At 50.9% G+C, this 24,824-nt stretch carries 23 protein-coding genes; 6 read left to right on the forward strand and 17 right to left on the reverse strand.

Features of this window, described 5'->3' with window-relative positions:
* Positions 1 to 24 precede the first annotated feature (24 nt).
* Entirely contained in the window at positions 25 to 681 is a 657-nt protein-coding gene (locus L1X57_RS16075; protein ID WP_039869102.1) for a tRNA-(ms[2]io[6]A)-hydroxylase, read from the reverse strand.
* A 523-nt stretch (positions 682 to 1,204) separates the two neighbouring features.
* On the opposite strand from L1X57_RS16075, the gene acnB reads away from it, so the two are divergent.
* The 3 genes from acnB (at position 1,205) to L1X57_RS16090 (ending at position 6,454) form a co-directional block, all read left to right on the forward strand.
* Positions 1,205 to 3,808 (forward strand): bifunctional aconitate hydratase 2/2-methylisocitrate dehydratase, encoded by a 2,604-nt coding sequence (acnB, locus tag L1X57_RS16080; RefSeq protein ID WP_009723409.1) that lies wholly within the window; start codon positions 1,205 to 1,207, stop codon positions 3,806 to 3,808.
* A gap of 197 nt (positions 3,809 to 4,005) precedes the next feature.
* Positions 4,006 to 4,500: a ribonuclease E activity regulator RraA gene (gene rraA, locus L1X57_RS16085; protein ID WP_009723410.1), complete on the forward strand. Its 495-nt coding sequence runs from the start codon at positions 4,006 to 4,008 to the stop codon at positions 4,498 to 4,500.
* Between the two features lie 67 nt (positions 4,501 to 4,567).
* On the forward strand, positions 4,568 to 6,454 hold the full coding sequence (locus tag L1X57_RS16090; protein WP_009723411.1) for a glycerophosphodiester phosphodiesterase family protein: 1,887 nt from the start codon (positions 4,568 to 4,570) through the stop codon (positions 6,452 to 6,454).
* A gap of 189 nt (positions 6,455 to 6,643) precedes the next feature.
* Here L1X57_RS16090 and ppsA read toward each other — a convergent pair whose 3' ends face one another.
* Positions 6,644 to 9,028 (reverse strand): phosphoenolpyruvate synthase, encoded by a 2,385-nt coding sequence (ppsA, locus tag L1X57_RS16095; protein WP_009723412.1) that lies wholly within the window; start codon positions 9,026 to 9,028, stop codon positions 6,644 to 6,646.
* Positions 9,029 to 9,349: 321 nt separating this feature from the next.
* On the opposite strand from ppsA, the gene ppsR reads away from it, so the two are divergent.
* The gene (gene ppsR, locus L1X57_RS16100) at positions 9,350 to 10,183 is read left to right on the forward strand and encodes a posphoenolpyruvate synthetase regulatory kinase/phosphorylase PpsR (RefSeq protein ID WP_009723413.1); all 834 of its coding nucleotides are present in this window, start codon (positions 9,350 to 9,352) and stop codon (positions 10,181 to 10,183) included.
* 9 nt (positions 10,184 to 10,192) lie between these two features.
* Here ppsR and L1X57_RS16105 read toward each other — a convergent pair whose 3' ends face one another.
* From L1X57_RS16105 to L1X57_RS16120, 4 genes are all read right to left on the reverse strand, one after another.
* Positions 10,193 to 10,771 carry a hypoxanthine-guanine phosphoribosyltransferase gene (locus L1X57_RS16105; protein ID WP_009723414.1) on the reverse strand — a complete coding sequence of 193 codons (579 nt, stop codon included), beginning with the start codon at positions 10,769 to 10,771 and terminating at the stop codon, positions 10,193 to 10,195.
* Between the two features lie 52 nt (positions 10,772 to 10,823).
* Positions 10,824 to 11,834, reverse strand: coding sequence for a beta-N-acetylhexosaminidase (nagZ, locus tag L1X57_RS16110; protein ID WP_009723415.1), 1,011 nt, complete (start codon positions 11,832 to 11,834; stop codon positions 10,824 to 10,826).
* Positions 11,835 to 11,910: 76 nt separating this feature from the next.
* Positions 11,911 to 12,438, reverse strand: coding sequence for a L,D-transpeptidase (locus tag L1X57_RS16115; RefSeq protein WP_009723416.1), 528 nt, complete (start codon positions 12,436 to 12,438; stop codon positions 11,911 to 11,913).
* Positions 12,416 to 13,093 carry a TetR/AcrR family transcriptional regulator gene (locus L1X57_RS16120; protein WP_009723417.1) on the reverse strand — a complete coding sequence of 226 codons (678 nt, stop codon included), beginning with the start codon at positions 13,091 to 13,093 and terminating at the stop codon, positions 12,416 to 12,418. Before L1X57_RS16120 ends, L1X57_RS16115 begins: the two co-directional genes overlap by 23 nt.
* A 350-nt stretch (positions 13,094 to 13,443) precedes the next feature.
* Between L1X57_RS16120 and lexA the strand changes: the two genes are divergently transcribed.
* Positions 13,444 to 14,121, forward strand: a complete 678-nt coding sequence (gene lexA / locus L1X57_RS16125) for a transcriptional repressor LexA (protein WP_009723418.1) — start codon at positions 13,444 to 13,446, stop codon at positions 14,119 to 14,121.
* A 59-nt stretch (positions 14,122 to 14,180) separates the two neighbouring features.
* Here the strand turns inward: lexA and L1X57_RS16130 are convergent, their stop codons facing one another.
* Together L1X57_RS16130 and purU are read right to left on the reverse strand one after the other, a co-directional pair.
* Positions 14,181 to 14,852: an energy-coupling factor ABC transporter permease gene (locus L1X57_RS16130; protein WP_009723419.1), complete on the reverse strand. Its 672-nt coding sequence runs from the start codon at positions 14,850 to 14,852 to the stop codon at positions 14,181 to 14,183.
* A 68-nt stretch (positions 14,853 to 14,920) separates the two neighbouring features.
* Complete coding sequence (purU, locus tag L1X57_RS16135; RefSeq protein ID WP_009723420.1) at positions 14,921 to 15,775, reverse strand: formyltetrahydrofolate deformylase; 855 nt, start codon at positions 15,773 to 15,775, stop codon at positions 14,921 to 14,923.
* Positions 15,776 to 16,051: 276 nt separating this feature from the next.
* Here purU and L1X57_RS16140 point away from each other — a divergent pair, with 276 nt between their 5' ends.
* Positions 16,052 to 17,653: a ribonuclease J gene (locus L1X57_RS16140; protein WP_009723421.1), complete on the forward strand. Its 1,602-nt coding sequence runs from the start codon at positions 16,052 to 16,054 to the stop codon at positions 17,651 to 17,653.
* 17 nt (positions 17,654 to 17,670) lie between these two features.
* Here L1X57_RS16140 and moaE read toward each other — a convergent pair whose 3' ends face one another.
* From moaE to L1X57_RS16185, 9 genes are all read right to left on the reverse strand, one after another.
* Positions 17,671 to 18,147: a molybdopterin synthase catalytic subunit MoaE gene (gene moaE, locus L1X57_RS16145; RefSeq protein ID WP_009723422.1), complete on the reverse strand. Its 477-nt coding sequence runs from the start codon at positions 18,145 to 18,147 to the stop codon at positions 17,671 to 17,673.
* Between the two features lie 4 nt (positions 18,148 to 18,151).
* Positions 18,152 to 18,946: a cyclic pyranopterin monophosphate synthase MoaC gene (moaC, locus tag L1X57_RS16150; protein WP_009723423.1), complete on the reverse strand. Its 795-nt coding sequence runs from the start codon at positions 18,944 to 18,946 to the stop codon at positions 18,152 to 18,154.
* Between the two features lie 37 nt (positions 18,947 to 18,983).
* Positions 18,984 to 19,559 (reverse strand): molybdopterin-guanine dinucleotide biosynthesis protein B, encoded by a 576-nt coding sequence (mobB, locus tag L1X57_RS16155; RefSeq protein ID WP_009723424.1) that lies wholly within the window; start codon positions 19,557 to 19,559, stop codon positions 18,984 to 18,986.
* 35 nt (positions 19,560 to 19,594) lie between these two features.
* The gene (locus L1X57_RS16160; RefSeq protein ID WP_039869106.1) at positions 19,595 to 20,824 is read right to left on the reverse strand and encodes a uracil-xanthine permease family protein; all 1,230 of its coding nucleotides are present in this window, start codon (positions 20,822 to 20,824) and stop codon (positions 19,595 to 19,597) included.
* Positions 20,825 to 20,912: 88 nt separating this feature from the next.
* Positions 20,913 to 21,542: a uracil phosphoribosyltransferase gene (gene upp, locus L1X57_RS16165; protein WP_009723426.1), complete on the reverse strand. Its 630-nt coding sequence runs from the start codon at positions 21,540 to 21,542 to the stop codon at positions 20,913 to 20,915.
* A 97-nt stretch (positions 21,543 to 21,639) separates the two neighbouring features.
* Positions 21,640 to 22,323: a uracil-DNA glycosylase gene (gene ung, locus L1X57_RS16170; RefSeq protein ID WP_009723427.1), complete on the reverse strand. Its 684-nt coding sequence runs from the start codon at positions 22,321 to 22,323 to the stop codon at positions 21,640 to 21,642.
* A gap of 1 nt (position 22,324) precedes the next feature.
* The gene (gene gpt / locus L1X57_RS16175) at positions 22,325 to 22,804 is read right to left on the reverse strand and encodes a xanthine phosphoribosyltransferase (protein ID WP_009723428.1); all 480 of its coding nucleotides are present in this window, start codon (positions 22,802 to 22,804) and stop codon (positions 22,325 to 22,327) included.
* Between the two features lie 8 nt (positions 22,805 to 22,812).
* Positions 22,813 to 23,358, reverse strand: coding sequence for an adenine phosphoribosyltransferase (locus L1X57_RS16180; RefSeq protein WP_009723429.1), 546 nt, complete (start codon positions 23,356 to 23,358; stop codon positions 22,813 to 22,815).
* Between the two features lie 34 nt (positions 23,359 to 23,392).
* Positions 23,393 to 24,691 carry an NCS2 family permease gene (locus L1X57_RS16185; protein ID WP_009723430.1) on the reverse strand — a complete coding sequence of 433 codons (1,299 nt, stop codon included), beginning with the start codon at positions 24,689 to 24,691 and terminating at the stop codon, positions 23,393 to 23,395.
* Positions 24,692 to 24,824: the final 133 nt, after the last annotated feature.

Raw genomic sequence — 24,824 nt, forward strand, 5'->3', positions numbered from 1 at the left:
TATCCTACCTAGACTAGCAGTGGCTCAAGCAGGCACACCGCTATGAAAACGAAAAGCCGTATCTGGCGAAGTAATCAACTCCGCTTCACGCGCCACAAAAAAGGCGATTCTGTCATCTATCGATGCCTCTGTTTGCTGTCTGGCAAGCAGCAAATAGTCTTCAAAGTGACGACCTTCTGACTTCACTAACGTGCGATAGAACCTTGCAAGCTCTTCATCTAAATAAGGTATTAAGCGCGCAAAGCGTTCGCAACTGCGTGCTTCAATGAGCGCACCAATAATTAACACATCAATTAAGCGGTCAGGATCATTGCTGCGCAGATGCTTACGCAAGCCTTCGGCATAGCGTGAAGCAGTCAGGTGTATGTACGCCACGCCGCGCTTTTCCATTAAGCCAACAACCTGCTCGAAATGCAGCAACTCCTCTCGCGCTAGTTGCGACATTTTGCTTAATAATAACGGTTGGTCAACGTAACGGTAGAGCAGGCTCATTGCCGTTGAAGCGGCTTTCTTTTCACACTGAGCGTGGTCAATAAGAAGTGTCTCAGGATTAGCCAGTGCCCATTGCAGCCATGCATCAGGCGTTGGGCAAGCAAGAAACTGATGAAGACATTCCGGTAGTAAATCATCCGCCTGGAACGAATGACCTACCGATTGCAGCATATTTAATTGTATCGACATAACACCATTACCAAGCGCCTATCTCACTATTGTACAACATATAAACGCCCTTGGCGTTTGTTCCCTACCATTACGCTCGCCGTTGAAAGAGTCGTAACAGTACTTTTTATATAGCACACTACTAATATAAAAATACGCTTATATTGAAGCTCCACGCTTCAGCATCTGCGATTCTACTGTCGTCGTGATAAGAATACGACGAAATGACCAAACAGTATGGTAACGCGGCATCACAATAATCACACGTGCCCTCACTCTCATTTACACCTGTTCGGTAAAAAACTTCCACCCGCTGGATGAATTAAGATAAAAAAACGTGTCGTTAAGAAACCCTGCGCCACCTCCTCAACATAAAGTACAAGGCCCTCAAGAGCTTGTCGCCTTAACATTGTCGACAGTTTCCCGTAGAATCCATTTCATCCACCAGACGCTGTTTGTCAAGCGTATGTCACGTGTCCGGGCACATACTCAATACCGTGTGGGTATGCGTTCGTCACCATTAAGAAGATGAGAGGGCCCCAACGTGCTTGAAGCTTACCGCCAACATGTCGAGGAACGCGCTGCAGAGGGCGTACCGCCCAAGCCCCTGAACGCCGAACAAGTTGCTGCCTTAATTGAGCTACTTAAAAATCCGCCGGCAGGTGAAGAAGAGTTTATCCTTGATCTAATCACCAACCGAGTGCCCCCAGGCGTTGATGAAGCTGCTTATGTAAAAGCAGGATTCTTAACCGCGATTGCTAAAGGTGAAGCCACCTCTCCGCTGATCGACAAGATCCATGCCGTCAAACTTCTTGGCACCATGCAAGGCGGGTATAACATCGTCTCCATGGTTGAACTATTAGATAACGAAGAACTTGCCCGTGAAGCTGGTGAACAGCTCAAGCATACCCTTCTCATGTTTGATGCGTTCCATGACGTTGAAGAGCGCTCCAACAAAGGTAATGCCGTTGCTAAGGACGTTATTCAGTCCTGGGCCGAGGCGGAGTGGTTCCTCTCCAAGCCTGCATTGGAAGAGAAAATCACGTTAACAGTCTTCAAGGTTCCTGGTGAAACCAATACCGATGACCTGTCTCCTGCGCCTGACGCATGGTCGCGCCCTGACATCCCGCTGCATGCCAACGCAATGCTCAAGAACGAGCGCGAAGGTATTGAGCCCGAAGTCCAAGGCACAACCGGCCCGCTGAAACAAATTGAAGACGTAAAAGCGAAAGGCTTCCCTGTTGCCTACGTGGGTGACGTTGTGGGCACTGGCTCTTCTCGCAAGTCCGCCACTAACTCTGTTTTGTGGTACTTTGGCGACGACATTCCTTATGTGCCTAACAAGCGCGCTGGCGGCTTCTGTTTCGGCGCCAAAATTGCGCCAATCTTCTTCAATACAATGGAAGATTCTGGTGCACTGCCGGTTGAAATGGATGTTTCCAAACTGGAAATGGGCGACGTCATTGATGTCTATCCTTACGAAGGTAAAGTGTGCAAGCACGGCACCGACGAAGTACTGACAACCTTTGAGCTTAAAACCCAACTGATTCTTGACGAGGTGCGTGCCGGTGGACGCATTCCGCTGATTATTGGTCGCGGTTTAACAGGTAAAGCGCGTGAATCGCTAGGCCTTGAGCCCTCTGATGTCTTCCGCTTGCCAGACCAGCCGGTTGATACTGGTAAGGGCTTCACCCTTGCTCAGAAAATGGTGGGTAAAGCTTGCGGCATGGACGGCGTGCGTCCCGGCATGTACTGCGAGCCCAGGATGACAACAGTTGGCTCTCAGGACACAACTGGGCCGATGACCCGTGACGAGCTGAAAGATTTAGCGTGTCTTGGTTTCCAGGCCGACTTGGTAATGCAGTCATTCTGTCACACTGCAGCCTATCCAAAACCTGTCGATGTGGATACGCACCACACACTGCCTGACTTCATCATGAACCGTGGCGGCGTCTCTCTTCGCCCCGGCGACGGCATCATCCACAGCTGGCTGAACCGCATGCTGCTGCCCGACACGGTGGGTACCGGTGGCGACTCGCACACTCGTTTCCCGCTGGGCATTTCGTTCCCAGCAGGCTCTGGCCTGGTAGCGTTTGCCGCCGCGACCGGCGTTATGCCCCTGGATATGCCCGAATCCGTACTGGTTCGTTTTAAAGGCGAGCGCCAGCCGGGTGTAACACTGCGCGATTTGGTTCACGCTATTCCGCTTTACGCCATCAAGAAAGGTCTGCTAACCGTTGAGAAATCCGGTAAGAAGAACGCTTTCTCTGGTCGCGTATTGGAAATTGAAGGTCTTGAAGACCTGACCGTCGAGCAAGCTTTCGAACTTTCTGACGCCTCAGCTGAGCGCAGTGCGGCTGGCTGTACGATTACGCTGTCTGAAGAGAGCGTCACTGAGTACTTGAAATCCAACATCACACTGCTGAAGTGGATGATTGCTAATGGTTACGGCGACGAGCGCACTATTAGCCGCCGTATTGAAGGTATGGAAGCATGGCTTGCTAACCCAAGCTTGATGCGTGCTGACAAAGATGCAGACTATGCCGAAGTCATCGAAATCGATCTGAGCGAAATTAAAGAACCCGTTCTTTGTGCGCCTAATGATCCCGATGATGCTCGCCTACTGTCTGACGTTGCTGGCGAAAAAATTGATGAAGTATTTATTGGCTCGTGCATGACCAACATTGGTCATTTCCGTGCAGCGGGTAAACTACTTGAAAAACAGCCTGCGGGTAGCCTAAAAACTCGCCTTTGGCTGGCGCCGCCGACCAAAATGGATCAACACCAGCTTACCGAAGAAGGCTATTACGGCATTTATGGCCGTGCTGGCGCCCGCATGGAAATGCCGGGATGTTCTCTGTGTATGGGTAACCAGGCACGCGTTGCAGCGAAAAGCACTGTTGTGTCTACGTCTACACGTAACTTCCCGAACCGCTTAGGTGATGGTGCAAATGTGTACCTCGCTTCAGCGGAACTTGCAGCCGTTGCTGCCGTGGAAGGCCGCCTTCCAACAGTAGAAGAGTACCAGCGTTACATGAGTGAATTTGACGCACTCGCTGGAGAAATATATCGTTACATGAACTTCCACGAAATCGAGGAGTATCAAAAAATCGCCTCGAACGTGATTCCGGTTGCTCAAGAAGCTTAATACTCTTGCAGCACCGAACCTATCGCCGATGCTCGCAACATCGCAAGCAGGATGACAATGTCCCCTTCTTGAGCCGATGACCGAACGCCCTAACCTGTAACCAGGTCAGGGCGTTTTTTTTATAGCCGCCTGGTTTTCATCAGCGGGTCTTCATAGACTTATAGTCTTTCGTAAACAATGCTTCATAGGAGCGTGTAATGACACATGCAACCCCTGTTGTCACACCGGATTTATGTGATGCGTATCCTGATGTGACAGTACTTGAACCGATGTTTGCTAACTATGGCGGCGTCGACAGCTTTTACGGCCCTATTCGTACCGTTAAGTGCTTTGAAGACAACTCAATGGTTAAGCAAGCCGTTGCCGAACCAGGTGATGGTGCAGTGCTGGTGGTTGATGCTGGTGGCTCTCACCGCTGCGCCATGCTAGGTGATATGCTCGCCGAGCAAGCCGCTGAAAATGGTTGGGCTGGCGTGGTGATGTATGGCTGCGTGCGAGATGTCGATATTCTTGTCACGCTGCCGCTTGGTATTCAAGCATTGGGTAACCACCCGCGCAAAAGCGAAAAGCGCGGTGAAGGGCAACGTGATATTCCAATTACATTTGCGGGCGCCACAATAAGCGCTGGGCAATGGCTTTACGCAGATAACAACGGCATTATTATCGCCGAAAAACCGCTTGAGCTTTCCTAGGGCAATGGCTTGCCAGGAGTGGCGCATAGTGCCACCCTGGTAATTCAACTCTGACAAAATTGTGACCATGCAGCCGCTAAACCAATTGGGCTACACCCTACTTCGTACTCTGCGCGACCATCTTCGTCCTCTCATTGCCTACCACCTGCTTTTTACGCTATTGGCCTCTGCCCTTATAGTGCCGATGATTGCGTGGGTCTCTCGGGCTTTGCTAGCGCAACTCAACCGAACAGTGGTAACCAATGATGCACTGATTGCACTGCTATTCAGCCCACTGGGCTTAGTCGCGATGCTCGTGGGCCTTGGTTTTGCATTCTTACTGATTTATTGGCAACAAGCAGGAATGCTGCTGGTTGCCGTAAGACCTAAAGACAACCACTACCGACTCGCCTTTGAAGCGCTTTGGTTGAGCACCCGTCGCTTGCCAGCACTCGCGGGTTTGGTGATCCTTCAGGTAGGCTCCCATCTACTGCTCTTAGCCCCTTTTATGCTGGGCTTAACGTGGCTTTATGACGTCTGGCTAAGCGGTATAGATCCTTACTACTTACAGCAAACCCGCCCAGCCTCACTTTGGTATTTTATTGCTTGCGCACTGCCTTTAATGATTATCTGGCTTGGGCTTTCTGCATGGCTTTACCTACGCTGGTTACTGGCGCTTCCTCTGGTCGCCCTGGACAACTGCTCCCCCTTTCGAGCACTTAAGCGTAGCGTACATTTGACTCGAGGCTGGCATCGTTCGATTGGCGTGGCGGTTCTGACACTACTGATTGTCATTATCAGCCTGCCGATTATCTCAACATGGGTATTTGATAGTGTCGTGACGCCTCTCTTGTGGGGGCTACCCGAACATAACGCTGTGCTGATTCCAGCGATGCTGGCTTATATAACCAGCTACGTACTCGTCACATTAACCATTACATTTTTAGGTATTGCCACCAATGCTCTACTATCCGCATGTCTTTACTTGCAGCTAGCTTATCGCGAAGCGCGCCCATCTCCTCGTTCAGAAAACGCTCACCCTGGGCGCCTTGCATGGGCTATTGAGTTGAGCGTGCTGTTACTGGCTGGGCTACAAGCTTGGTGGATACTCAACAGCTTTGAAATACGCGATAACGTAGCTATCATCGCCCATCGCGGAAGCTCGATGGTAGCGCCAGAGAATACCTTAGCCGCGATAAGGCAAGCGCTTGAAGATGGTGCTGACGCCATTGAATTGGATGTTCGCCTGAGTGCCGATAATCAAGTACTTCTCTATCATGACCGGAGTCTGGCCCGTCTCACCGGCGATCGACGAGAATTTGACGACCTCAGCCGAGCAGAATTGAGCGAATTTGATGTAGGCAGCTGGTTTGGCGATGCCTTTCAAAACGAGAGAATTGCAGGGCTGGATGATGCACTGGCGCTAGTGCGAGGCCATGCAGGCTTAATGATTGACATGAAGCCATCACCGGGCAACGAAGAGAGGCTTGCTCGGGCCGTATTGGCCACCCTCGCAGCAGAAAGCGATATCCGTTACCGCTGTTGGGCAACCCAAGAGAATGCTCTATATGCCAACGCAAACTGCGGGTTTCCGAATGTGCTCTTGGAAATGCGAATGGCGACCATGTCGCCCAGTATGGTTACCTATTTAAAACAGCAAGCACCCGAATTACGCGTCACTCTACTCGCCCAATTGATCTTGGCTGGCACATTGGATCGACGCCAATTTGATGCGTTAGGCCTTCGCCATAATCGCATCACCCCGCAGGAAATTCGATTGGCTGCGCTTTATAATTACGAAATACATGCATGGACAGTTAATGACCAGGCTAGCATGTCGACACTTATTGATCTTGGTGTAGATGCAATAATCACCGACTATCCAGACCGTTTGAGCGAGCTAATAGAAGACCGCCGCGCGCTGAGCGACGGCAGTCTAATGCTGGTAAAACTGCGTAACTGGCTACGTCAGTAAATTCAGGTATTTGGATATTTATTATGTGGGTTAGTCACCCATAACCCTCGCGACGCTTCAACATTCGATAACTCAAACCAAAGCTTAGCCTATAAAACACAGTCGCCCGGCACAATGGCCGGGCGAAGATGGGCAACTAAATCTGCTATGTTGCTAGGTGGTGTTACAAGACAGTGTTGTTGAATAGCGTTACTCGATGGTTTCACCCGCCAACATAAACCAAGTTTCCAGCACTGCATCTGGGTTTAAAGAGACAGAATCTATTCCCTGTTCCATTAACCACTTGGCCAGATCTGGGTGATCAGAGGGACCTTGGCCACAAATGCCAACGTACTTGCCTTGAGCTTTACATGCTTTAATGGCCATTGCTAACAGCTTCTTCACCGCCGGATTTCGTTCATCAAACAGATGCGCAACGATGCCTGAATCACGATCAAGACCAAGCGTCAACTGAGTCAAATCGTTAGAACCAATAGAGAAACCATCGAAGTACTCTAGGAACTCATCGGCCAGTAGCGCGTTGGCAGGCAACTCACACATCATGATAACTTTTAAGCCATCAGGATTAGACTCACCGCCCCGCGGCAAGCCGTTAGCCGCTAGCAACTCTACTACCTCGCGCGCCTCATCAGTTGTACGAACGAAGGGCACCATGATTTCAACGTTATCAAAGCCCATTTCCTCACGAACCCGCTTAAGCGCTCGACACTCAAGCTCAAAACAAGGCCTGAAGGCATCTGAGATATAACGCGAAGCTCCCCTAAAACCAAGCATTGGATTCTCTTCACCCGGCTCATAAAGCTTGCCGCCAATAAGGTTCTCATACTCATTCGATTTGAAATCAGAGAGTCTTACGATCACCCGCTGAGGGTGAAAAGCAGCGGCTAGGGTTGAGATGCCTTCGACCAGCTTATCAACATAGAAACTGACAGGATCATCATAACCGGCGGTGCGTAAATCAATGACCTGCTGAAGATCGGCAGGCAGCGTGTCGTAATCCAAAAGCGCTTTGGGGTGCACGCCAATCATACGGTTAATGATGAATTCCAACCTGGCAAGACCGACCCCAGCATGGGGTAAGCCAGCAAAGCCGAAAGCACGGTCAGGGTTACCCACATTCATCATAATTTTGAAGGGAATCTCTGGCATCGCATCGACACTTGAAACCTTGCAATCGAATGCCAGGAGACCTTCATATACGTGGCCAGTGTCACCTTCGGCACAGGAAACGGTGACATCAATGCCCTCTTTAAGCTGAGTGGTTGCATCCCCGCAACCTACTACTGCAGGAATACCAAGCTCCCGGGCAATAATAGCCGCGTGACAGGTTCGCCCCCCACGATTAGTAACAATCGCAGATGCACGCTTCATGATCGGCTCCCAATCCGGGTCGGTCATGTCGGTCACTAGGATGTCACCTTCTTGAACCTTGTCCATTTCTTCAGGGCTTAGGACGGTTTTGACCGTACCACGACCAATTCGCTGACCAATCGCCCGCCCCGTAATCAGCGTGCGTCCTTTTTCGCGCAGGTGGAAGCGCTCCAACTTGCCACCCTCCTGCTGTGAAACCACGGTTTCAGGGCGCGCTTGAACGATGTAGAGCTGACCATCATCTCCATCCAGTGCCCATTCGATATCCATTGGACGCTGGTAATGGTCTTCAATGGTCATGGCTTGCCGTGCAAGGTCCATGATCTGTTCATCGTTGATACAGAAGCGACCACGGTCTTTATGAGGCACATCAACGGTTTCAACTGACCTACCGGCACTGGCATCTTTCCCATAGATCATTTTGATCAGTTTAGAACCCAGCGTCCGGCGTAGTACCGCTGGACGGCCCGCTGCGAGCGTGGGCTTATGCACATAAAACTCATCAGGATTGACAGCCCCCTGGACGACGGTTTCGCCAAGCCCCCAAGAAGCAGTGACAAACACCGCATCGCGGTAACCGGACTCAGTATCCAGAGTAAACATGACCCCAGATGCGCCTGTTTCGGAACGAACCATCTTCTGAACACCCGCAGACAACGCCACATTTTCATGGGCGTAGCCGCGATGTACGCGGTAAGAGATGGCACGGTCGTTAAATAGCGATGCAAACACTTCATGCACCGCCTGTTTAATATTGTCAAAGCCTTCAATATTGAGGAATGTCTCCTGCTGACCAGCAAAAGACGCATCAGGCAAATCTTCTGCCGTTGCTGAACTGCGTACGGCGACTTTTAAACTGGGATGTTTAGCCTGAAGCTGCTCATAGGCATCTCGTAAAGCATTTTCAAATGCGGGGGGGAGCGGCGTATCGATTATCCACTGGCGAATAGTCTTGCCTGCCTCTGCCAGCGCTTTAACATCATCGACATCGAGGCGAGCGAGTGTGGCGTTAATACGATCATTTAGCCCCTTGTGAGACAGAAACTCGCGATACGCATGGGACGTCGTGGCAAATCCGCCTGGCACTGTTACGCCCACACCTGACAAGTTTGAGATCATTTCGCCAAGCGAAGCGTTTTTACCACCCACGCGTTCGACGTCTGCCATACCAAGCTGATCGAACCATAGAATGTACTCTTCCACGCAACCCCCTCGCTTTTAGACTGCTTTGCGACCCAATAGGCCGACTCTAATTGACCATGTCACACTAGCATCGACGCAACGCATTCGCCATTGGTCTAATAGCGAACAGAGTGGAGGATTTTTACAACAAAGTGCGATAAAGGGCTTTTTATGTAGTCTCAATGAGGTAGTTTTTATTAAATAGCTTTCATTAGATGGTTTTTATTAGATAGCTTTTATTAGCTAATTTTAAACGAATCGACGGGTGAATCGCTTGGCAATGATTGTGCTAATCCACCGCCCAACCCACAATAGCAACTTTACTTATTGACGGATTTAGTGATGAAGCGAACAGCCTTTTTTATTTCTGATGGTACTGGCATTACGGCAGAAAGCCTTGGACGCAGTCTGTTAGCTCAATTTAGTGATGTTGAAATTGATATGCTGACAAAGCCCTACATTGATACGCTGGAAAAGGCTCAAGCATTAGCGGAAATCATCGAGTCTACCGCCAACCGAGACGGCCAGCGCCCAATCATCATTGATACTATTGTGGATCAAGATATTCGCAACGTCATTCGACAGGCCTCCGGATTCAAGGTGGATATCTTCTCCACCTTTTTAGAGCCCCTAGAACAAGAGCTAGAAACACACTCCTCTTACAGCGTCGGCAGAACGCACTCGATTGGTAGCGATGATGTCTACATGGACCGCATTCATTCCGTCCATTTTGCGCTAGATAATGATGATGGTGCGCGGACTCACCAATACGATAAAGCCGATATTATTCTGGTTGGCGTCTCACGTTGCGGAAAAACCCCCACTTCTCTTTATCTAGCGCTTCAATTCGGCATTCGAGCAGCTAACTACCCTCTGACTGAAGATGACCTGGATGAAGATGGCAGTTTAAAGCTGCCTAGAGCATTAGCCCCCCATAGGCACAAGCTGTTTGGCCTAACGATTGATGCTCGCAGACTAGCAGCGATACGCAACGAGCGCCGCCCCAACAGCCGCTATAGCTCGATGGATCAGTGCTTGCGAGAAGTTGAACAGGCTGAATCGCTATATCGCTCAATGCACATTCCGTTCATCGACACGACGCGCTTTTCAGTAGAAGAGATATCAACCCGAATGATTGCGGAGACAGGCCTAGCTAGACGCTTTTCGCCCCGCTAGGCCAAACCATCACATTCCCTTGGGGGCAAATATTCCTGGGGCGTTACGCCAGTAGCCTTTGTAATCCATACCGAAACCGAAAACGTAACGATCTGCGACTTCAAGACTACAGTAATCGGCTTTTAAGCCTGGCACCGCTTTACGGTCGTGCTGCTTGTCCACCAGCACGGCCGTAGTAACGCTCGCCGCTTGGGCTTCCTCGCAGTAGGCAAGAATGGCCGCTAACGTAGACCCCTCATCAAGAATGTCATCAACGATGACTACGTGGCGCCCCGCCATGGGAATTTCTGGAGAAACGCGCCAAAAAAGTTCGCCACCACGTAATTCGTTGCGATAACGAGTCGCATGCAGATAATCCACTTCAAGAGGGAAACCTAATCGAGTTAGCAGGTGTCCTGTGGTAATCAAACCGCCATTCATTACGCAGTAAAAAACCGGTAACTTATCCCCTAGATCTTTGCTAATTGCCTCAGCCATTCGATCCAACGCACGCTCAACCTGCTCCTGAGAAATTAAGCAATCAGCGTTATCCATCAGCTCACGCATTGAGTCGAGCGACTCAAGCGCCTCTTTATCCAGTTTGGACATTGGGTTACTCCAGGAAGGGGTTAACTAGTAAATGACTTAAGAAAGGATGTGCTTAATTTGCCAGCGCTTCTAATTTGGCGTGGGTGCGACGCCAGCGACCTAGTGCCGTTAGCGCATCCACGTCCGGGCGGGCCCGGCCATAGCGTAGTTTGGTTGGTCGTTTACTTTGCAACCCTTGGCATGCCTCAACAACTTCTAACGCTGCTGAGCGATCATTACAGACCAGCAGCATGTCACACCCAGCGGCAAGGGCAGCGTTAGCGCGTGCTTTCGGATCACCCGCTTCATGAGCACCCGCCATGCTTAAATCATCTGAAAAAATGCAGCCTTTAAACCCTAGGGACTCTCTTAGCATTCCCAACCAGTTAGGAGAGAAACCGGCAGGACGTGAGTCAAACGCGCTATAAATAACATGAGCCGGCATAACACCATCAAGCTGAGCCGCAAGCTGGCTAAACGGAACAAGATCACGCTGTTTAATAAGTGCCAGGGGGCGGTCATCCACAGGTAACGCCACATGTGAGTCAGCGGCAACGCCACCATGACCAGGAAAATGCTTACCTACCGCCGCCATACCCGCTTCATGCAAACCGTTGATAAAGCTATGACCCAGCGCTGCGACGTGCTCAGGATCAGTGCTAAAACTGCGATCACCGATAACGCTGGATATGCCACTTTCAACATCTAAAACAGGGGCAAAGCTGAGATCAAGACCGCACGCGGCCATTTCCATGCCCAGCAACCAACCCGCATCTTTAGCTAATGCAAGACCGGATGCCGGATCCTCAGCAAATAGATCGCCAATGCGTGCCATGGCAGGCATGCGAGTAACGCCATCTTTGATCCGCTGAACCCGGCCACCTTCTTGATCAATACCAAGTAAAAGCTCGCTGCGGACGCAACGAATATCACTGCAAAGTTTTCGAACCTGGTAAGCATTTTCGACATTTCTAGCGAATAAAATGACACCACCCACCGCAGGGTCCATCAAAAGATGTTTTTCAGCTTTAGTTAATCGCGGCCCTTCAAGGTCGAGCATGACCGGGCCTAAAGATTGAGTCATTGTGATGGATCCAACAAAAGGGCCGTCAATTTTAGTTGATCAGTCTCGCGTGTCAAAAAAACAGTAAATAAGTTGCCTAGACTTGACCATCGTGAAGCCAAACGGGTGTACCTGGCCGCGCATGATCAAAAAGATAAAGCAGATCACTATTTCGCAACCGGATACAGCCGTGTGAAGCAGCAACGCCCATCGGTTGATCAGCTGGTGTGCCGTGAAGATAGATGTAACGACGCTGTGTATCGACACTCCCGCCTCGGTTCACCCCTTTTTCTAAACCACACAGCCACAAGATGCGCGTTAATATCCAATCACGGTGAGGAAATTCCGCCGCGAGTAGCGGTGTAAACACCTCTCCAGTCCACCGACGCCCCCGAAACACTGCATTATCAGGTAATCCACCACCTATCGATGCGCGTATATAGTGCCATCCAAGAGGGGTTTGACCACTTCCCTCCTGCTGCCCTACGCCTTTCTCACCGGTTGACACAGCACACGTGTGTTGCAGCGTACGCCCCTGCCACCAGCATAGCTGCTGTCGTTTGGTATTGATCTCTATCCACCCTTCATCCTGAGGGGGTAGCTCAGCTAGCGTAGGCTTTCGCATAATGTCCTTCATCAACAGCAGGCGGCAGCGGTGCATTCATGGCGGCAACCACCACCGGACGTAAACGTCTTACTAAGTCCCTTACCGTTACTTGCTCATTATAGTCTTTCGCGGCAATGTCCCGCAGTGCATCTAAACCAGACAGCGTAAAAATCACGGTACCAAGCATGAAATGCAGTCGCCAAAAACGCTCAGCATCAGGTAAATCTGGCGTTGCTTGGCGCACCAGCTCAGTAAAGCGGGTGAACACGTCACCGTATTGCTGTTGGATATAACGTCGCAAATGCCCTTGTGCCTGGCTATACGCCAACCCTAGGAGACGCATAAACACCTTCAGGCTGTTGCGCTCAGCGGGCACTGCTAGCACCGTACCTGCCATTGTTTCCAACAGTACTTCAAGGGGAATCACATCCCCCTTGTACTGCGCTTCAAGTTCATCAAGCGCCGTATGAAAGCGTTGCGAGAACGGGTCTAAATAGCGCGCAAACACCGCTTGAATAAGCGCCTTTTTAGAACCAAAGTGGTAATTGACAGCAGCCAAATTGACCCGCGCTTTACTGGTAATATTGCGCAGCGACGTTTCGGCGAAACCACGCTCGGCAAATAGCACCTCAGCGGTATCGAGGATACGCGTTACCGTATCAGATTGCGCCATAGCGCCCTCCAGAAAACGAGTGTTTAAAACATCGTTAAATACTATGCCATAACGTTATTTGGCTCAATCACTTATCTTTAGCTTTTTGTCCAACGCAAAAAAGCGCCTTGGGCACATATTCAAACACCTACCGAATGACGCTATCCCGAATGACGCTATCGAGTTTGCCGTTGAGATAGCAGCATTTCCAAATTCATCACTCTCCCTCTAATTCTGATGTACTTACCACAGCGACTGCCATTGCAAGCGCTCTTGCATGTACTGGACAGAGCAACATACTGTATACTTAACCACATACTGTTTAAGCAGACATATAATCACTGTTTTTGTTCAATTTTTTGGAGTTTGTTATGTCGCGTCCACTCACTGCTCGTCAGCAGCATGTTTTTGATTTCATTGTTAAAACGATGGGTGAATTTGGCTACCCGCCGACTCGTGCAGAAATCGCCAAAGCGCTGGGCTTTCGTTCTCCTAACGCTGCCGAAGAGCATTTACGAGCACTTGAGCGCAAAGGTGCTATCCGCATCATTCGCAATACCTCACGTGGAATCCGACTGCCTAATCAGGAACCGCAGGATGTAAGTGACGTCTCGCCAACAACGCCTGCCACCAACGTGGAGCCCCTACCGAATGGCTTACCTGTCATTGGGGAAGTCGCTGCAGGAAGCCCGATTCTAGCAGCGGAACACATTGATCGTTATTGCCCACTACCCGCTGAGTACTTTACCCCCAAGGCGGATTACCTACTTCGGGTGCGAGGTTTATCAATGAAGGATGTTGGCATACTGGAGGGTGACCTTCTTGCTGTTCATCGCACAGATCGAGTTCGTGACGGCCAGATTGTCGTAGCTAGACTCGAAGATGAAGTGACCGTAAAGCGCTTTAAACGACAGGGCTATACGGTGACACTAATTGCCGAAAACAGCGACTTTGCGCCTATAGAAATTGACCTACGTACGCAGCAGTTAGATATCGAAGGGGTGGGTGTCGGTGTCATACGTGGCGGTAACGGCCAAGCATTGGGGTAAGCAAGCCTGCATGAATGTCGTAGAGGCAACCGATAGGTGCCTCTACGGCTAATGCAACGTTACTGAGAGTCTATATAGCGATGATCATTGAACGTGGCCACCCAGCTCGGATGGTACACCAGCAAAATGCTAAGCAACATGCCCGTAATGAAGGCCTCTGATGGCATTAATAGGGGTAAAAAGCGCGCATATTCTTGGGCTAAGTATATAGCCTCAGAGTCGGTACCCGCCGCGATTATTAGCAAGACAGCTGATAACCCACCTCCCAATGTTGCAAGCGCAGCGCCAAAAAAGCCGCATGCAAATAGAAAGACCATCAAGTTATCCGGTAGTCGCCGGTCTACCAATCGCCATACCAGCCCAGTAATGACCGCAGGCACAATGCCGGTTACTAGTACATTAGCGCCTAATAATACCCATTCATTGCGACCAATGGCTGACATCGCTATGTTAATCAGCACATTGCTGATTAACGCGAGAGGCACTTTAAATACCAACGCCATTAAGACCGTGAACACTAAGTGCAGAGTTAACCAATCCACTGCCTGAGCACGGAGCTGCCACATCAACACTACGGCAAGCGTTGTGGCCAACCAGCGATGCTGAAGTGCCACATCCTCTACCAGCGCCTGCCAGGGGCGCAGCCATAGCACCCACGCAAGTACGCTAAGCGATACCAACCACGTCAGGACCAATGCCCAGGGAGCTAAAACACTTTGCGCGAAAGACATGGAGGCCCCTATCTACATATCAGTTAACGACAAGTCAGCTATAAACCTTAATTCACTAAAAAACCTGATTAACTAAACACTACAGTCTTATTGCCATGGATTAATACTCGGTCTTCTAAATGCCATCGTAGGCCACGCGCCAATACCGCTTTTTCAACATCGCGTCCAAAGCGCACTAGGTCCGTCGGCGTATGGCAGTGGCTTACCCGATGGATATCTTGTTCAATAATCGGCCCAGCATCCAGTTCCTCGGTGACATAGTGACAGGTGGCACCAATAAGCTTAACCCCACGCTGGTAAGCTTGATGATAAGGCTTGGCACCGGCAAAAGAGGGTAAGAAACTGTGGTGGATGTTAATCACTCGCCCCGCGTAACGCGAGCAGAGAGAAGGCGGCAAAATCTGCATGTAACGTGCTAGCACAACGCAGTCTGCCCGGGCACTATCAATCTGTGCCTGAACCTGCTCAAAAGCGGCCTGCTTGTTATCAGGGTCTACGGGCACATGATGGTAAGGAATGCCATACCACTCAGTGAGTGACCGCATATCTTCATGATTTGAAATAACCCCGACAATATCGCAATCAAGCTCCCCTGCCTGCCAACGATAAAGCAGATCAACCAGACAGTGAGACTCACGCGACACCATCAGCACCACACGCCTGCGCTTTTGAGTATCAACCAGCGACCACTGCATATTAAAGGCTTCAGCCACGGGCTCAAATGCACTGCGTAAGGCCTCCGCCGACATACCCAGCGAATCTGCCAAAATTTCGTATCGCATGAAGAACCGGCCAGTCTCAAGATCAGAATGCTGGCTTGCTTCAGTGATAGAACCACCTTGTTGAGCAATAAAGCTTGAGACACGCGCCACAATGCCCACTTGATCAGGGCAAGAAACCACCAAACGGTAATAATGAGACATAAATAAACACTCTTGACATATTTTAACGGCACGTTCGACAAGCACCTACCAACGGCAGGAAGGCTGTATATAGACGAAATAGTGTACCTTATGCACATCAAGGAAGCACCGCAGCCGAATGCCACGATGATTGTTACCCGCCCCTGCCTTCCCGTATAGTTAAGGTCTTACTTTTTAGGCTTTTCATTACTGATGCATCCACCACGCGTTCAACTTCGTCCCCGCCGTCGTCCACCCCTGCGCCTGCTGCCGCTAGGTGGGTGTGGTGAAATTGGAATGAACCTTACGCTGTATGGATACGACGATGAGTGGATCGCCGTCGACTGCGGCATGATGATTCGCCAGGATCTACCTAACTCCCCGCTGCAGGTGCCCAATACAGATACGTTAGCAGCGCTAAACATTATCCCCAAGGCGCTCTATATTACCCACGGCCATGAAGATCACATTGGAGCCGTGGCGTGGCTCTGGCCCAGATGGAACTGCCCTATTTTTGCTACGCCATTAGCCGCGGGATTGCTACGCCATAAGTTTGCAGAGCATCAGCTTAGTAGCGCCGCTATACACGTCGTGGAACCAGGCGATGCAATGGAGCTTGGCCCCTTCACGCTACGCTACCTTCAGGTTACCCATTCGATTCCTGAAAGCTGCTCCATTCTAATGCAGGCAGGCGACTATCGCGTGCTGCACACAGGGGACTGGAAACTAGACCCCACCCCACTCATTGGCTCTCCCATTGACGCTGCTCAATTTCGCGCGCTCGCGCCTATTGATTTAGTTGTAGGCGACTCCACTAACGCCCCGATGCCTGGTCATTCGGGTAGTGAAGGCGATGTTGCTAAAGCACTCGCCCACACCTTAAAACAGTGCACAGGCCGCGTGGTTGTGTCTTGTTTTGCCAGTAATCTCGCACGCGTGTTAGCTATTGGGCTTGCTGCACAACAGTGTGGCCGACGCGTCAGCCTCATGGGCCGCTCAATGGAGCGCATGGTGAGTGTGGCGAAAGGCCTGGGGTATCTAGACGAATTTCCGCCGCTAGTGCCGCCCCACGATTTAGGCTATCTGCCGCCAGAAGAGGTTGTGATTATTGCCACGGGTAGTCAAGGCGAACCACGCGCCGCGCTGCAGCGTTTAGCACAGCGGAGACATCCGTTTGTGGATTTGGAGCCAGGCGATAGCATTATTTTTTCTGCTAAAGCCATACCAGGCAACGAGCGGCCTATTGAACAGCTTAAAAAACGCTTAGCACAGCTTGGCGTGTCAATTTTCGATGAAATGAACCATCCAGAACTACACGCTACCGGACATCCTGCCGAAGATGAGCTAAGAAAGCTGTATCAGTGGGTTCGTCCGAAAACGCTGCTGCCGGTTCATGGGGAGGCGCGCCATCAAGCAGCCCATCAGAAAATTGCCGCCAGCCTCGGCATTAACGCCCCACTCGCTCCGGTAAATGGCGACATGTTAATGTTCGATAATCTAGGGTTACGCTGCGAAGCTCGCTATCCCCAACCGCCTTGCATCGTTAATCAGAACAGCGTCGTGCCTCACCCAGGGCTTGATACCGGCTCCCATTCATCGCGGCGCGGCAGTTTGTTCTTAGCACTTCCCGTTACGGCTACCGACACTGGCTGGTGCCGCATTGGCCGCTTGATGCTAGATGCCAGCGGCACCAGCCCACTCGACGAAGATAGTTTCAGCGAATGGCTGGATGACCAATTGGAAGAAATAGCATCAGAGACCTTGGCAGATTTGCGTCAAGCACTGCAGCCAAGGCTAATTCATTGGTTAGCCAACCACCTTCAGCACATGCCAGATGTGCATTTGCAGATAATGGCAACCGAAATGCCCACTTCAGAAGCGCTTGGCAGCGATTTTTAAGCCATTGGCGATATTGCCTACCAGCGCTCTGCAGCTTGCTGATCGGTGTGCCGCTCTTTTACCCAGTAAGCGCCCTGACGGGAGTGCTCTTTCTTCCAAAATGGCGCCTGAGTTTTTAAAAAATCCATAATAAAGTCACAGGCTTGGAAAGCATCACGGCGATGAGCACTGGCCACCAGAACCCGCACAATAGGGTCTCCCGGTGTCAAGTCACCAATGCGATGGATAATCTGTACGGCCTGTAACGCCCAACGCTGATAAGCCTGTTCACCAATCTGCGTTAATGTGCGCTCGGTCATTCCAGGGTAGTGCTCAAGAGTGAGTCCGATAACGTCGGGAGTTTCATTAAAGTCACGCACCAGCCCTGTGAAGGTGACAATAGCGCCAATATCGGTACGCTTGCGAAGCAAGCTCTCATAGCCATCATCCATCTTAAATGGTTCTTCTTGAACCCTAACGGCAATATCCATCTCAGTTTCTACTATATCAGCCATCTGATTACCCCCCCGTCACAGGAGGAAAGAAGGCCACTTCATCCTCATCGGTGAGACGCGCACTATCGTTTGCCATCACTTGGTTGATAGCACACAGCGTGCGCTGCTCTGACAGCACGTTAAAGCGTGCATCCCTAGCGCTTAATGCCGCTTTTAACCCAGCCACATCTCGGCTTGGCAGCTGATCAAGCCCAATGGACAGGTCACTTTCTTCCACGCGTTCACGCAGCTCAGCAAGAAACTTAACCCGAACGCAAGGGGATGCACATCGCTCTCCTAAGCTGACTTCTCCCGCAACGCCACCGCCAGTCACAATAGGTTCTGGCAAGCCTCGTTGGTAATCACCACGAACACCGCCCCGCTTGCTTTCCAACTGAACGGCTTCGATACGCATGTCTTTGTCCACCGCTTTACACATATCGTAAAGCGTCAGACAAGCCACTGACACGGCTGTCAGGGCCTCCATTTCCACCCCTGTCTGGCCATTAAGACGGCACAGCGCGGAGACATGAACACAACCGTTAGCGTGATCAATATCGAAGTCCACGGAGACCTTTGAAAGCGCTAATGAATGGCACAACGGGATCAATTCATGCGTTCGCTTAGCCGCCTGAATACCCGCAATGCGAGCAGTTGCCAGTACATCACCTTTGGGCAACTCGCCATCACTTAGCAGTTGCAACGTTTTAGGCTGCATAACGATACGTCCAGACGCTACCGCCTCGCGGCGGGTCTCTCGCTTATCTCCGACATCAACCATATTGGCTTCGCCGTGTGTATTGAGGTGAGTTAGCTGCATATCGTTACCCTTGTAATCAAACCACGGTGTTATAAAGCTACAGATGTGTGGAAGCTGCTAATTTATTTAGCACAGCGTTGGGCTGAGCATTCATCCATTCCATTATCCACTCAGTGATCGCTTTGATATTATTCAGGTCCAGGTGCTTGGCTGTCGGGTGAATTGACTGGGGCGGCGGGCCACTTGACGCCACTGCTTGCACCCAATCGCCACTGACAATGGAATCGTCTCCAATACCCGCACGGTACAGGACTAGCTTAGGAATTGGCCACGCCTTAAAACCCTCCACAATGACCAAGTCTGGCGCCTGGGTGGTCATCAGTGACAAGAGATAAACCAAATCTGGCTCTTCTTGGTCAGGTGTCTCTTGCATCATGGCAAAACGCTCTCGGGATGCAATCAACATCGGTGCAGCGCCAGCTTGACGAAGTTTATAGCTATCTTTTCCTGGCTGATCGACATCAAAGCTATGGTGAGCATGCTTTATTACGCCCACCCTGAGCCCCGCTTCACGCAGACGAGGCAAAAGCTGTGCTAACAGGGTCGTCTTACCAGTACCGCTCCACGCGGCAATACCTAGCACAGGAAATGGACTATCAATGACCTCTTCCATTAACGACTCCCAATTATGAAGCGGTGGCTGAGTGGCTACTCGCCCTCTTTTTCAACAGGTAAGAGCCAGTTTAGCGCAATGCCAACCAATGCCGCCAAGCTCACGCCCTGGAGAGTGAACTGACCGCCACCAAACTGCATTCCACCTATTCCAAATACTAGAATTAATGAAACCACCACGAGATTGCGCGCCGCAGTTAATGATTGACCTGCACGCACCAGAGTATTCATACCCACCACCGCAATCGAACCAAACAGCAGGGTCATAATACCGCCCATCACAGGACCAGGAATAGTTTGCAGTAACGCGCCCAGCTTACCCACAAAGGCCAGGACAATCGCAATCACCGCGGCGATGATCATGTACATGGGGTTGAATGCCTTAGTCAGCGTCACTGCCCCCGTCACTTCTGAATAGGTGGTATTAGGGGGACCGCCAAACAGCGCAGCCGCTATTGTCGCCAACCCATCGCCTAGCAGGGTGCGATGAAGGCCTGGCTTCTCTAGATAGTTTTTGCGCGTAACTGAACCTATCGCCACCATGTCGCCGATATGCTCAACCGCAGGGGCAATCGCGACCGGAATCATGAATAAGATAGCCGCCCAGTGAAAACTCGGCGCGGTAAAGCTGGGCACTGATAGCCAAGCAGCGTCACGCACGGGGGTAAAATCGACAACGCCCATAACAAGCGCCAAACCATACCCCACTGCAATGCCACCCATAATCGGCACCAAGCGTAAAATTCCACGCCCGAAAACAGCCAATATAAGCGTCACCAGCAAGCTAGCCATGGAAAGGAAAATCGCTTGGCCATAACCAATGTTATCGCTTGTCTCTCCTGTCGCCATACTGACAGCGACTGGCGCCAACGCTAAACCAATCACCATGATGACCGGCCCGACCACGACAGGCGGCAACAGTCTGTGCAACCAAGCGGTGCCTTTAACACGTACTGCTTGAGAAATAGCAACGTACACCACCCCTGCCGCCATCAAGCCACCCAGCGTGGCCGATACACCGAAGCTTGCAATCGAGCCTTGAATAGGTGCAATGAACGCAAATGATGACGCCAAGAAAACCGGCACAGTCTGTTTGGTAATGCCGTGGAACACCAGCGTACCAATACCCGCCGTAAATAGTGCGACACTGGGATCTAGCCCAGTCAACAACGGTACTAATACCAGCGCACCAAAGGCTACGAATAGCATTTGTGCACCTGTCAGCAGCATTTTGGGCCAAGACTCATGACTTGCTGAATGTCTCATCTAAACGTTTCCAATGTTTTCGTTGTCGGTGGTTAGCCAAAAAAATGCCCCCAACGCGAAGCGTAAGGGGCATTGTCAGTCGGAGTGCTTAGCGCGTCCCGAAGATCTTATCGCCGGCATCTCCCAAACCAGGGACGATATAACCGTTCTCATCTAGCCGGTCATCAACGGATGCTGTGTAAATCTCAACATCTGGATACGCGTCCTGAACTCGCTTAATGCCCTCAGGGGCAGCTACCAGCACAATGACTTTCATATGTTCACAACCACGTTCACGTAACATATCTAGCGTCGCAACCATTGAGCCACCAGTCGCAAGCATAGGGTCGATAACTAGCGCCATGCGCTCTTCAATATCATTGGCGAACTTGGCGAAATAAGGCACTGGCTGAAGAGTCTCTTCATCACGATAAAGACCCACTACACTGACGCGTGCGCTTGGGATTAGGTCAGTTACGCCCTCTAGCATGCCTAAACCGGCTCGCAGAATTGGCACAACCGTTACTTTTTTTCCTTTTAAGCGACGCGTCGCGATAGGCTCGTTGTTCCAGCCTTGAATCTCATGATCCTCAAGCTCTAGACCTTTTGTTGCTTCATAGGTCAGAAGCTTAGCCACTTCACCTGCTAGCTCTCGGAAGCTCTTGGTGCTCAAATCAGCTTCGCGCAGCAGTCCCAGCTTATGTTGAACAAGCGGATGATTAATGGCGTAAACACTCATGGGACTTCCTCGCGGCATGGGATTCAGGATGGCGACCTAGGTCGCATCGACAAGCTTACAAAATTGCGCGCCATTCTACCCGCAACTGACCAGTAGGTTAAGAGGTTTCCGGCAATTGCCACTCAATCGGAGAGCGCCCATGCTCTGTTAAAAACTGATTGGCCCGGGAAAAGTGGTGATTACCAAAAAAACCTCGATGTGCAGAGAGTGGCGAAGGATGCGGGGATTCCAACACCAAATGGCGTGACTGATCAATCAGGACTTTTTTCTGGCGCGCATGACTGCCCCACAACAAGAAAACGCACGGCTCAGCATGCCGACTGACGGTATCAATCGCGCAATCAGTAAAGTGTTCCCACCCCTTACCACGGTGTGAAGCGGCATTACCCTGCTCAACCGTTAATGCGGTGTTAAGCAGCAGCACACCCTGTGTTGCCCACGATTCCAAAAAGCCGTGTCGCACAGGTGTAAACCCCACATCAGCAGCTAATTCTTTATAAATATTGACCAACGAGGGAGGCACTTGAATACCCGGCTGTACCGAGAAGCACAACCCGTGAGCTTGGTTTGGGCCGTGATAAGGGTCTTGCCCTAGAATAACGATTTTCACAGAGGCTAAAGGCGTCAGCTCAAAAGCGCGAAACCAATGTGATGAGTGCGGGTAGATAACTTTCTTGGCTGATTTTTCTTGGGCCAAAAATGTTTTCAGGGCTGACATATAGTCAGCCTGAAACTCTTGCCCAAGCCATTGATTCCAATCGTCGGGTAGCGGGTTAGCCATATTACTTCTTCAGTTGGTCCGCCAGCGGCTCAACATAAGCAATGCCCATATCCCAAGGGAATTGGATCCAACACTGCTGGGCCACTTCGGTAAGATATTGGTCAACCAGAGGGCGCCCTTCTGGTTTGGCATACATTGTCACAAAATGCGCCTTAGGCAGCATTTCACGAACGGCTCGGGCGGTTTTACCGGTATCCACCAAGTCATCTACCAGCAGCCAACCATCACCATCATGATCAACGCCCTTCATGATGTCTAAACCGCCTTGGTCCATATGATCATAGCTTTTGATACAAACGGTATCGATCAAGCGAATATTGAGCTCACGAGCGATAAGCGCCGCAGGTATTAATCCACCACGGGTAATCGCGACGATACCTTTGAAGTCTCGCTCAATTAGCTGATGACAAAGTTGACGCACATCGCGGTGCAGTTGATCCCAGGAAATGGTGAAGTGCTGATGATAGCGTTCGCTGCTCATAAAAGGCGTTACTCGTCTTCGGTGAATGAACATACCGCGAATACGCTATAACCAGCATCGCGAATTTTCTGGGAACCGCCTAGCTCAGGCAAGTCAATAATGGTTGCAGTTTCTACCACGTGCCCACCGGAGCGTTGAATCAGATTCGCAGCTGCCAGCATGGTGCCGCCGGTGGCAATCAAATCGTCCATCAGCAGGATACGATCATTTTTCTGGAAAGCATCAGAATGAAGCTCAACTTCGGAATGACCGTACTCAAGCGTATAGGTCTCACTGATTGTCTTGAACGGCAGCTTGCCTTTTTTGCGAACAGGAACAAAGCTGCAGCCTAACTCGTAGGCCAACGGTGCACCAATAATGAAGCCACGGGCGTCGATAGCCGCGATGGCATCTAAGTTCATTTCCTGGTAGCGGTGCACAAAGCTATCAATCAGCTTACGAAAGGCAGCACTATTTTGCAGTAGCGGCGTGATATCACGAAAATTTACGCCCTGATCTGGCCAGTCAGGAACCGTGCGAATAACGGACTTAATGTAGTCGCCGTAGATGCTCATCGCGTCTCTCATTGATTAAGAATAAAGCGGGTAATTAACCCAGGAAAAGAAACTTTGCTGCAAATAGCAGTGCCAGCGTTATGACGGCAGGGTTCAAATCGCTGAACCTCCCCGAGAGCGCCTTGATTGCCACATAGCTAATAAAGCCAAGCGCAATCCCCTCAGCAATTGAGAAAGTCAGCGGCATAGCCAGTGCTGCGATCAGTACAGGCGCAGCGTCGGTAGGGTCTTCCCAATTTGCGTGGGCTAAGCTGCCCGCCATCAAAACGGCCACGTAAAGCAGCGCCCCTGCCGTCGCGTAAGCAGGAATGGACCCTGCTAACGGCGCAAAGAAAAGACTAATCAAAAACAGCAAACCGACCACAACAGCCGTCAAACCGGTACGACCACCGGAAGCGATACCTGCGGTTGATTCGATATAGCTAGTCGTTGTCGAGGTACCCAATGCAGCGCCTGCCATAGAGGCGGTGCTATCTGCCATCATGGCGCGGCCAATACGCGGCAGTTTGCCATTTTCATCCAGCAGTTTGCCACGATGCGCCACACCTACCAACGTGCCTGAGGTATCAAACAGATCTACAAACAAGAAGGCAAAAATAACACTTAGCATCGCTACATCCAGCGCACCCATCAGATCCATTGCCATGAAGGTGGGAGCAATCGAAGGCGGCATCGACATAATACCGCCATACTGATTATGACCGAACAGCATCGCCAGGACCGTGACACCCAAAATGCCGATCATTACCGCACCGGTTACGCGTAGGTAAGAAAGTGCTGTAATAACGAAAAAGCCCAGCAGCGCATACAGCGCAGGGGGTTCAGACAGATCACCCAGCGCCACATAAGTGGCTGGATTGGCCACTACAATACCGGCATTTTTAAGTGCAATCATCGCAAGGAACAAGCCAATACCCGCGGCAATGCCCAAACGCAATGAAAGTGGAATAGAATTGATGATCCATTCGCGGATTTTAAAAATACTTAGCAGAAAAAACGCAAAGCCCGAGAAGAATACAGCCCCTAATGCCGCTTCCCAGGTATAGCCCATTCCCAGTACAACACCATAGGTAAAGAAGGCATTCAGCCCCATACCAGGTGCTTGCGCGATCGGATAGTTTGCCCAAAGCCCCATGACAAAACAGCCGATGGCAGCCGCGACACAGGTAGCAACAAATACCGCGCCGTAATCCATCCCCGCTTCCGAGAGAATGCTCGGGTTGACGAAAATGATATAAGCCATTGTAAGGAAGGTGGTGAATCCCGCGATCACCTCGGTCTTTACATTGGTCTTCTGCTCGGTGAGCTTGAAGTAATTGTCCAGAAGTTTCATGTCGTTTTTATCCTTCGCGCTTACGCTGAATGCGTCCCTTGATGCGAGAAAAGCCGCACATACTACCTAAAGGCTCTACGCGTTGCGAGTGCCCCGTGTGCCGCTAGCGTTGGTGGGAAGTCACCCACCTATC

It is taken from the genome of Halomonas sp. TD01 (assembly GCF_923868895.1).
GTDB lineage: Bacteria > Pseudomonadota > Gammaproteobacteria > Pseudomonadales > Halomonadaceae > Vreelandella.

What these genes read in the sequence shown, in the direction of transcription:
- L1X57_RS16075 (WP_039869102.1), bottom strand. Translation starts at nt 681, where the DNA reads ATGTCGATACAATTAAATATGCTGCAATCGGTAGGTCATTCGTTCCAG.
- rraA (WP_009723410.1), top strand. Translation starts at nt 4,006, where the DNA reads ATGACACATGCAACCCCTGTTGTCACACCGGATTTATGTGATGCGTAT.
- L1X57_RS16090 (WP_009723411.1), top strand. Translation starts at nt 4,568, where the DNA reads ATGCAGCCGCTAAACCAATTGGGCTACACCCTACTTCGTACTCTGCGC.
- ppsR (WP_009723413.1), top strand. Translation starts at nt 9,350, where the DNA reads ATGAAGCGAACAGCCTTTTTTATTTCTGATGGTACTGGCATTACGGCA.
- L1X57_RS16105 (WP_009723414.1), bottom strand. Translation starts at nt 10,771, where the DNA reads ATGTCCAAACTGGATAAAGAGGCGCTTGAGTCGCTCGACTCAATGCGT.
- nagZ (WP_009723415.1), bottom strand. Translation starts at nt 11,834, where the DNA reads ATGACTCAATCTTTAGGCCCGGTCATGCTCGACCTTGAAGGGCCGCGA.
- L1X57_RS16115 (WP_009723416.1), bottom strand. Translation starts at nt 12,438, where the DNA reads ATGCGAAAGCCTACGCTAGCTGAGCTACCCCCTCAGGATGAAGGGTGG.
- L1X57_RS16120 (WP_009723417.1), bottom strand. Translation starts at nt 13,093, where the DNA reads ATGGCGCAATCTGATACGGTAACGCGTATCCTCGATACCGCTGAGGTG.
- lexA (WP_009723418.1), top strand. Translation starts at nt 13,444, where the DNA reads ATGTCGCGTCCACTCACTGCTCGTCAGCAGCATGTTTTTGATTTCATT.
- L1X57_RS16130 (WP_009723419.1), bottom strand. Translation starts at nt 14,852, where the DNA reads ATGTCTTTCGCGCAAAGTGTTTTAGCTCCCTGGGCATTGGTCCTGACG.
- purU (WP_009723420.1), bottom strand. Translation starts at nt 15,775, where the DNA reads ATGTCTCATTATTACCGTTTGGTGGTTTCTTGCCCTGATCAAGTGGGC.
- L1X57_RS16140 (WP_009723421.1), top strand. Translation starts at nt 16,052, where the DNA reads ATGAACCTTACGCTGTATGGATACGACGATGAGTGGATCGCCGTCGAC.
- moaE (WP_009723422.1), bottom strand. Translation starts at nt 18,147, where the DNA reads ATGGCTGATATAGTAGAAACTGAGATGGATATTGCCGTTAGGGTTCAA.
- moaC (WP_009723423.1), bottom strand. Translation starts at nt 18,946, where the DNA reads ATGCAGCTAACTCACCTCAATACACACGGCGAAGCCAATATGGTTGAT.
- mobB (WP_009723424.1), bottom strand. Translation starts at nt 19,559, where the DNA reads ATGGAAGAGGTCATTGATAGTCCATTTCCTGTGCTAGGTATTGCCGCG.
- L1X57_RS16160 (WP_039869106.1), bottom strand. Translation starts at nt 20,824, where the DNA reads ATGAGACATTCAGCAAGTCATGAGTCTTGGCCCAAAATGCTGCTGACA.
- upp (WP_009723426.1), bottom strand. Translation starts at nt 21,542, where the DNA reads ATGAGTGTTTACGCCATTAATCATCCGCTTGTTCAACATAAGCTGGGA.
- ung (WP_009723427.1), bottom strand. Translation starts at nt 22,323, where the DNA reads ATGGCTAACCCGCTACCCGACGATTGGAATCAATGGCTTGGGCAAGAG.
- gpt (WP_009723428.1), bottom strand. Translation starts at nt 22,804, where the DNA reads ATGAGCAGCGAACGCTATCATCAGCACTTCACCATTTCCTGGGATCAA.
- L1X57_RS16180 (WP_009723429.1), bottom strand. Translation starts at nt 23,358, where the DNA reads ATGAGCATCTACGGCGACTACATTAAGTCCGTTATTCGCACGGTTCCT.
- L1X57_RS16185 (WP_009723430.1), bottom strand. Translation starts at nt 24,691, where the DNA reads ATGAAACTTCTGGACAATTACTTCAAGCTCACCGAGCAGAAGACCAAT.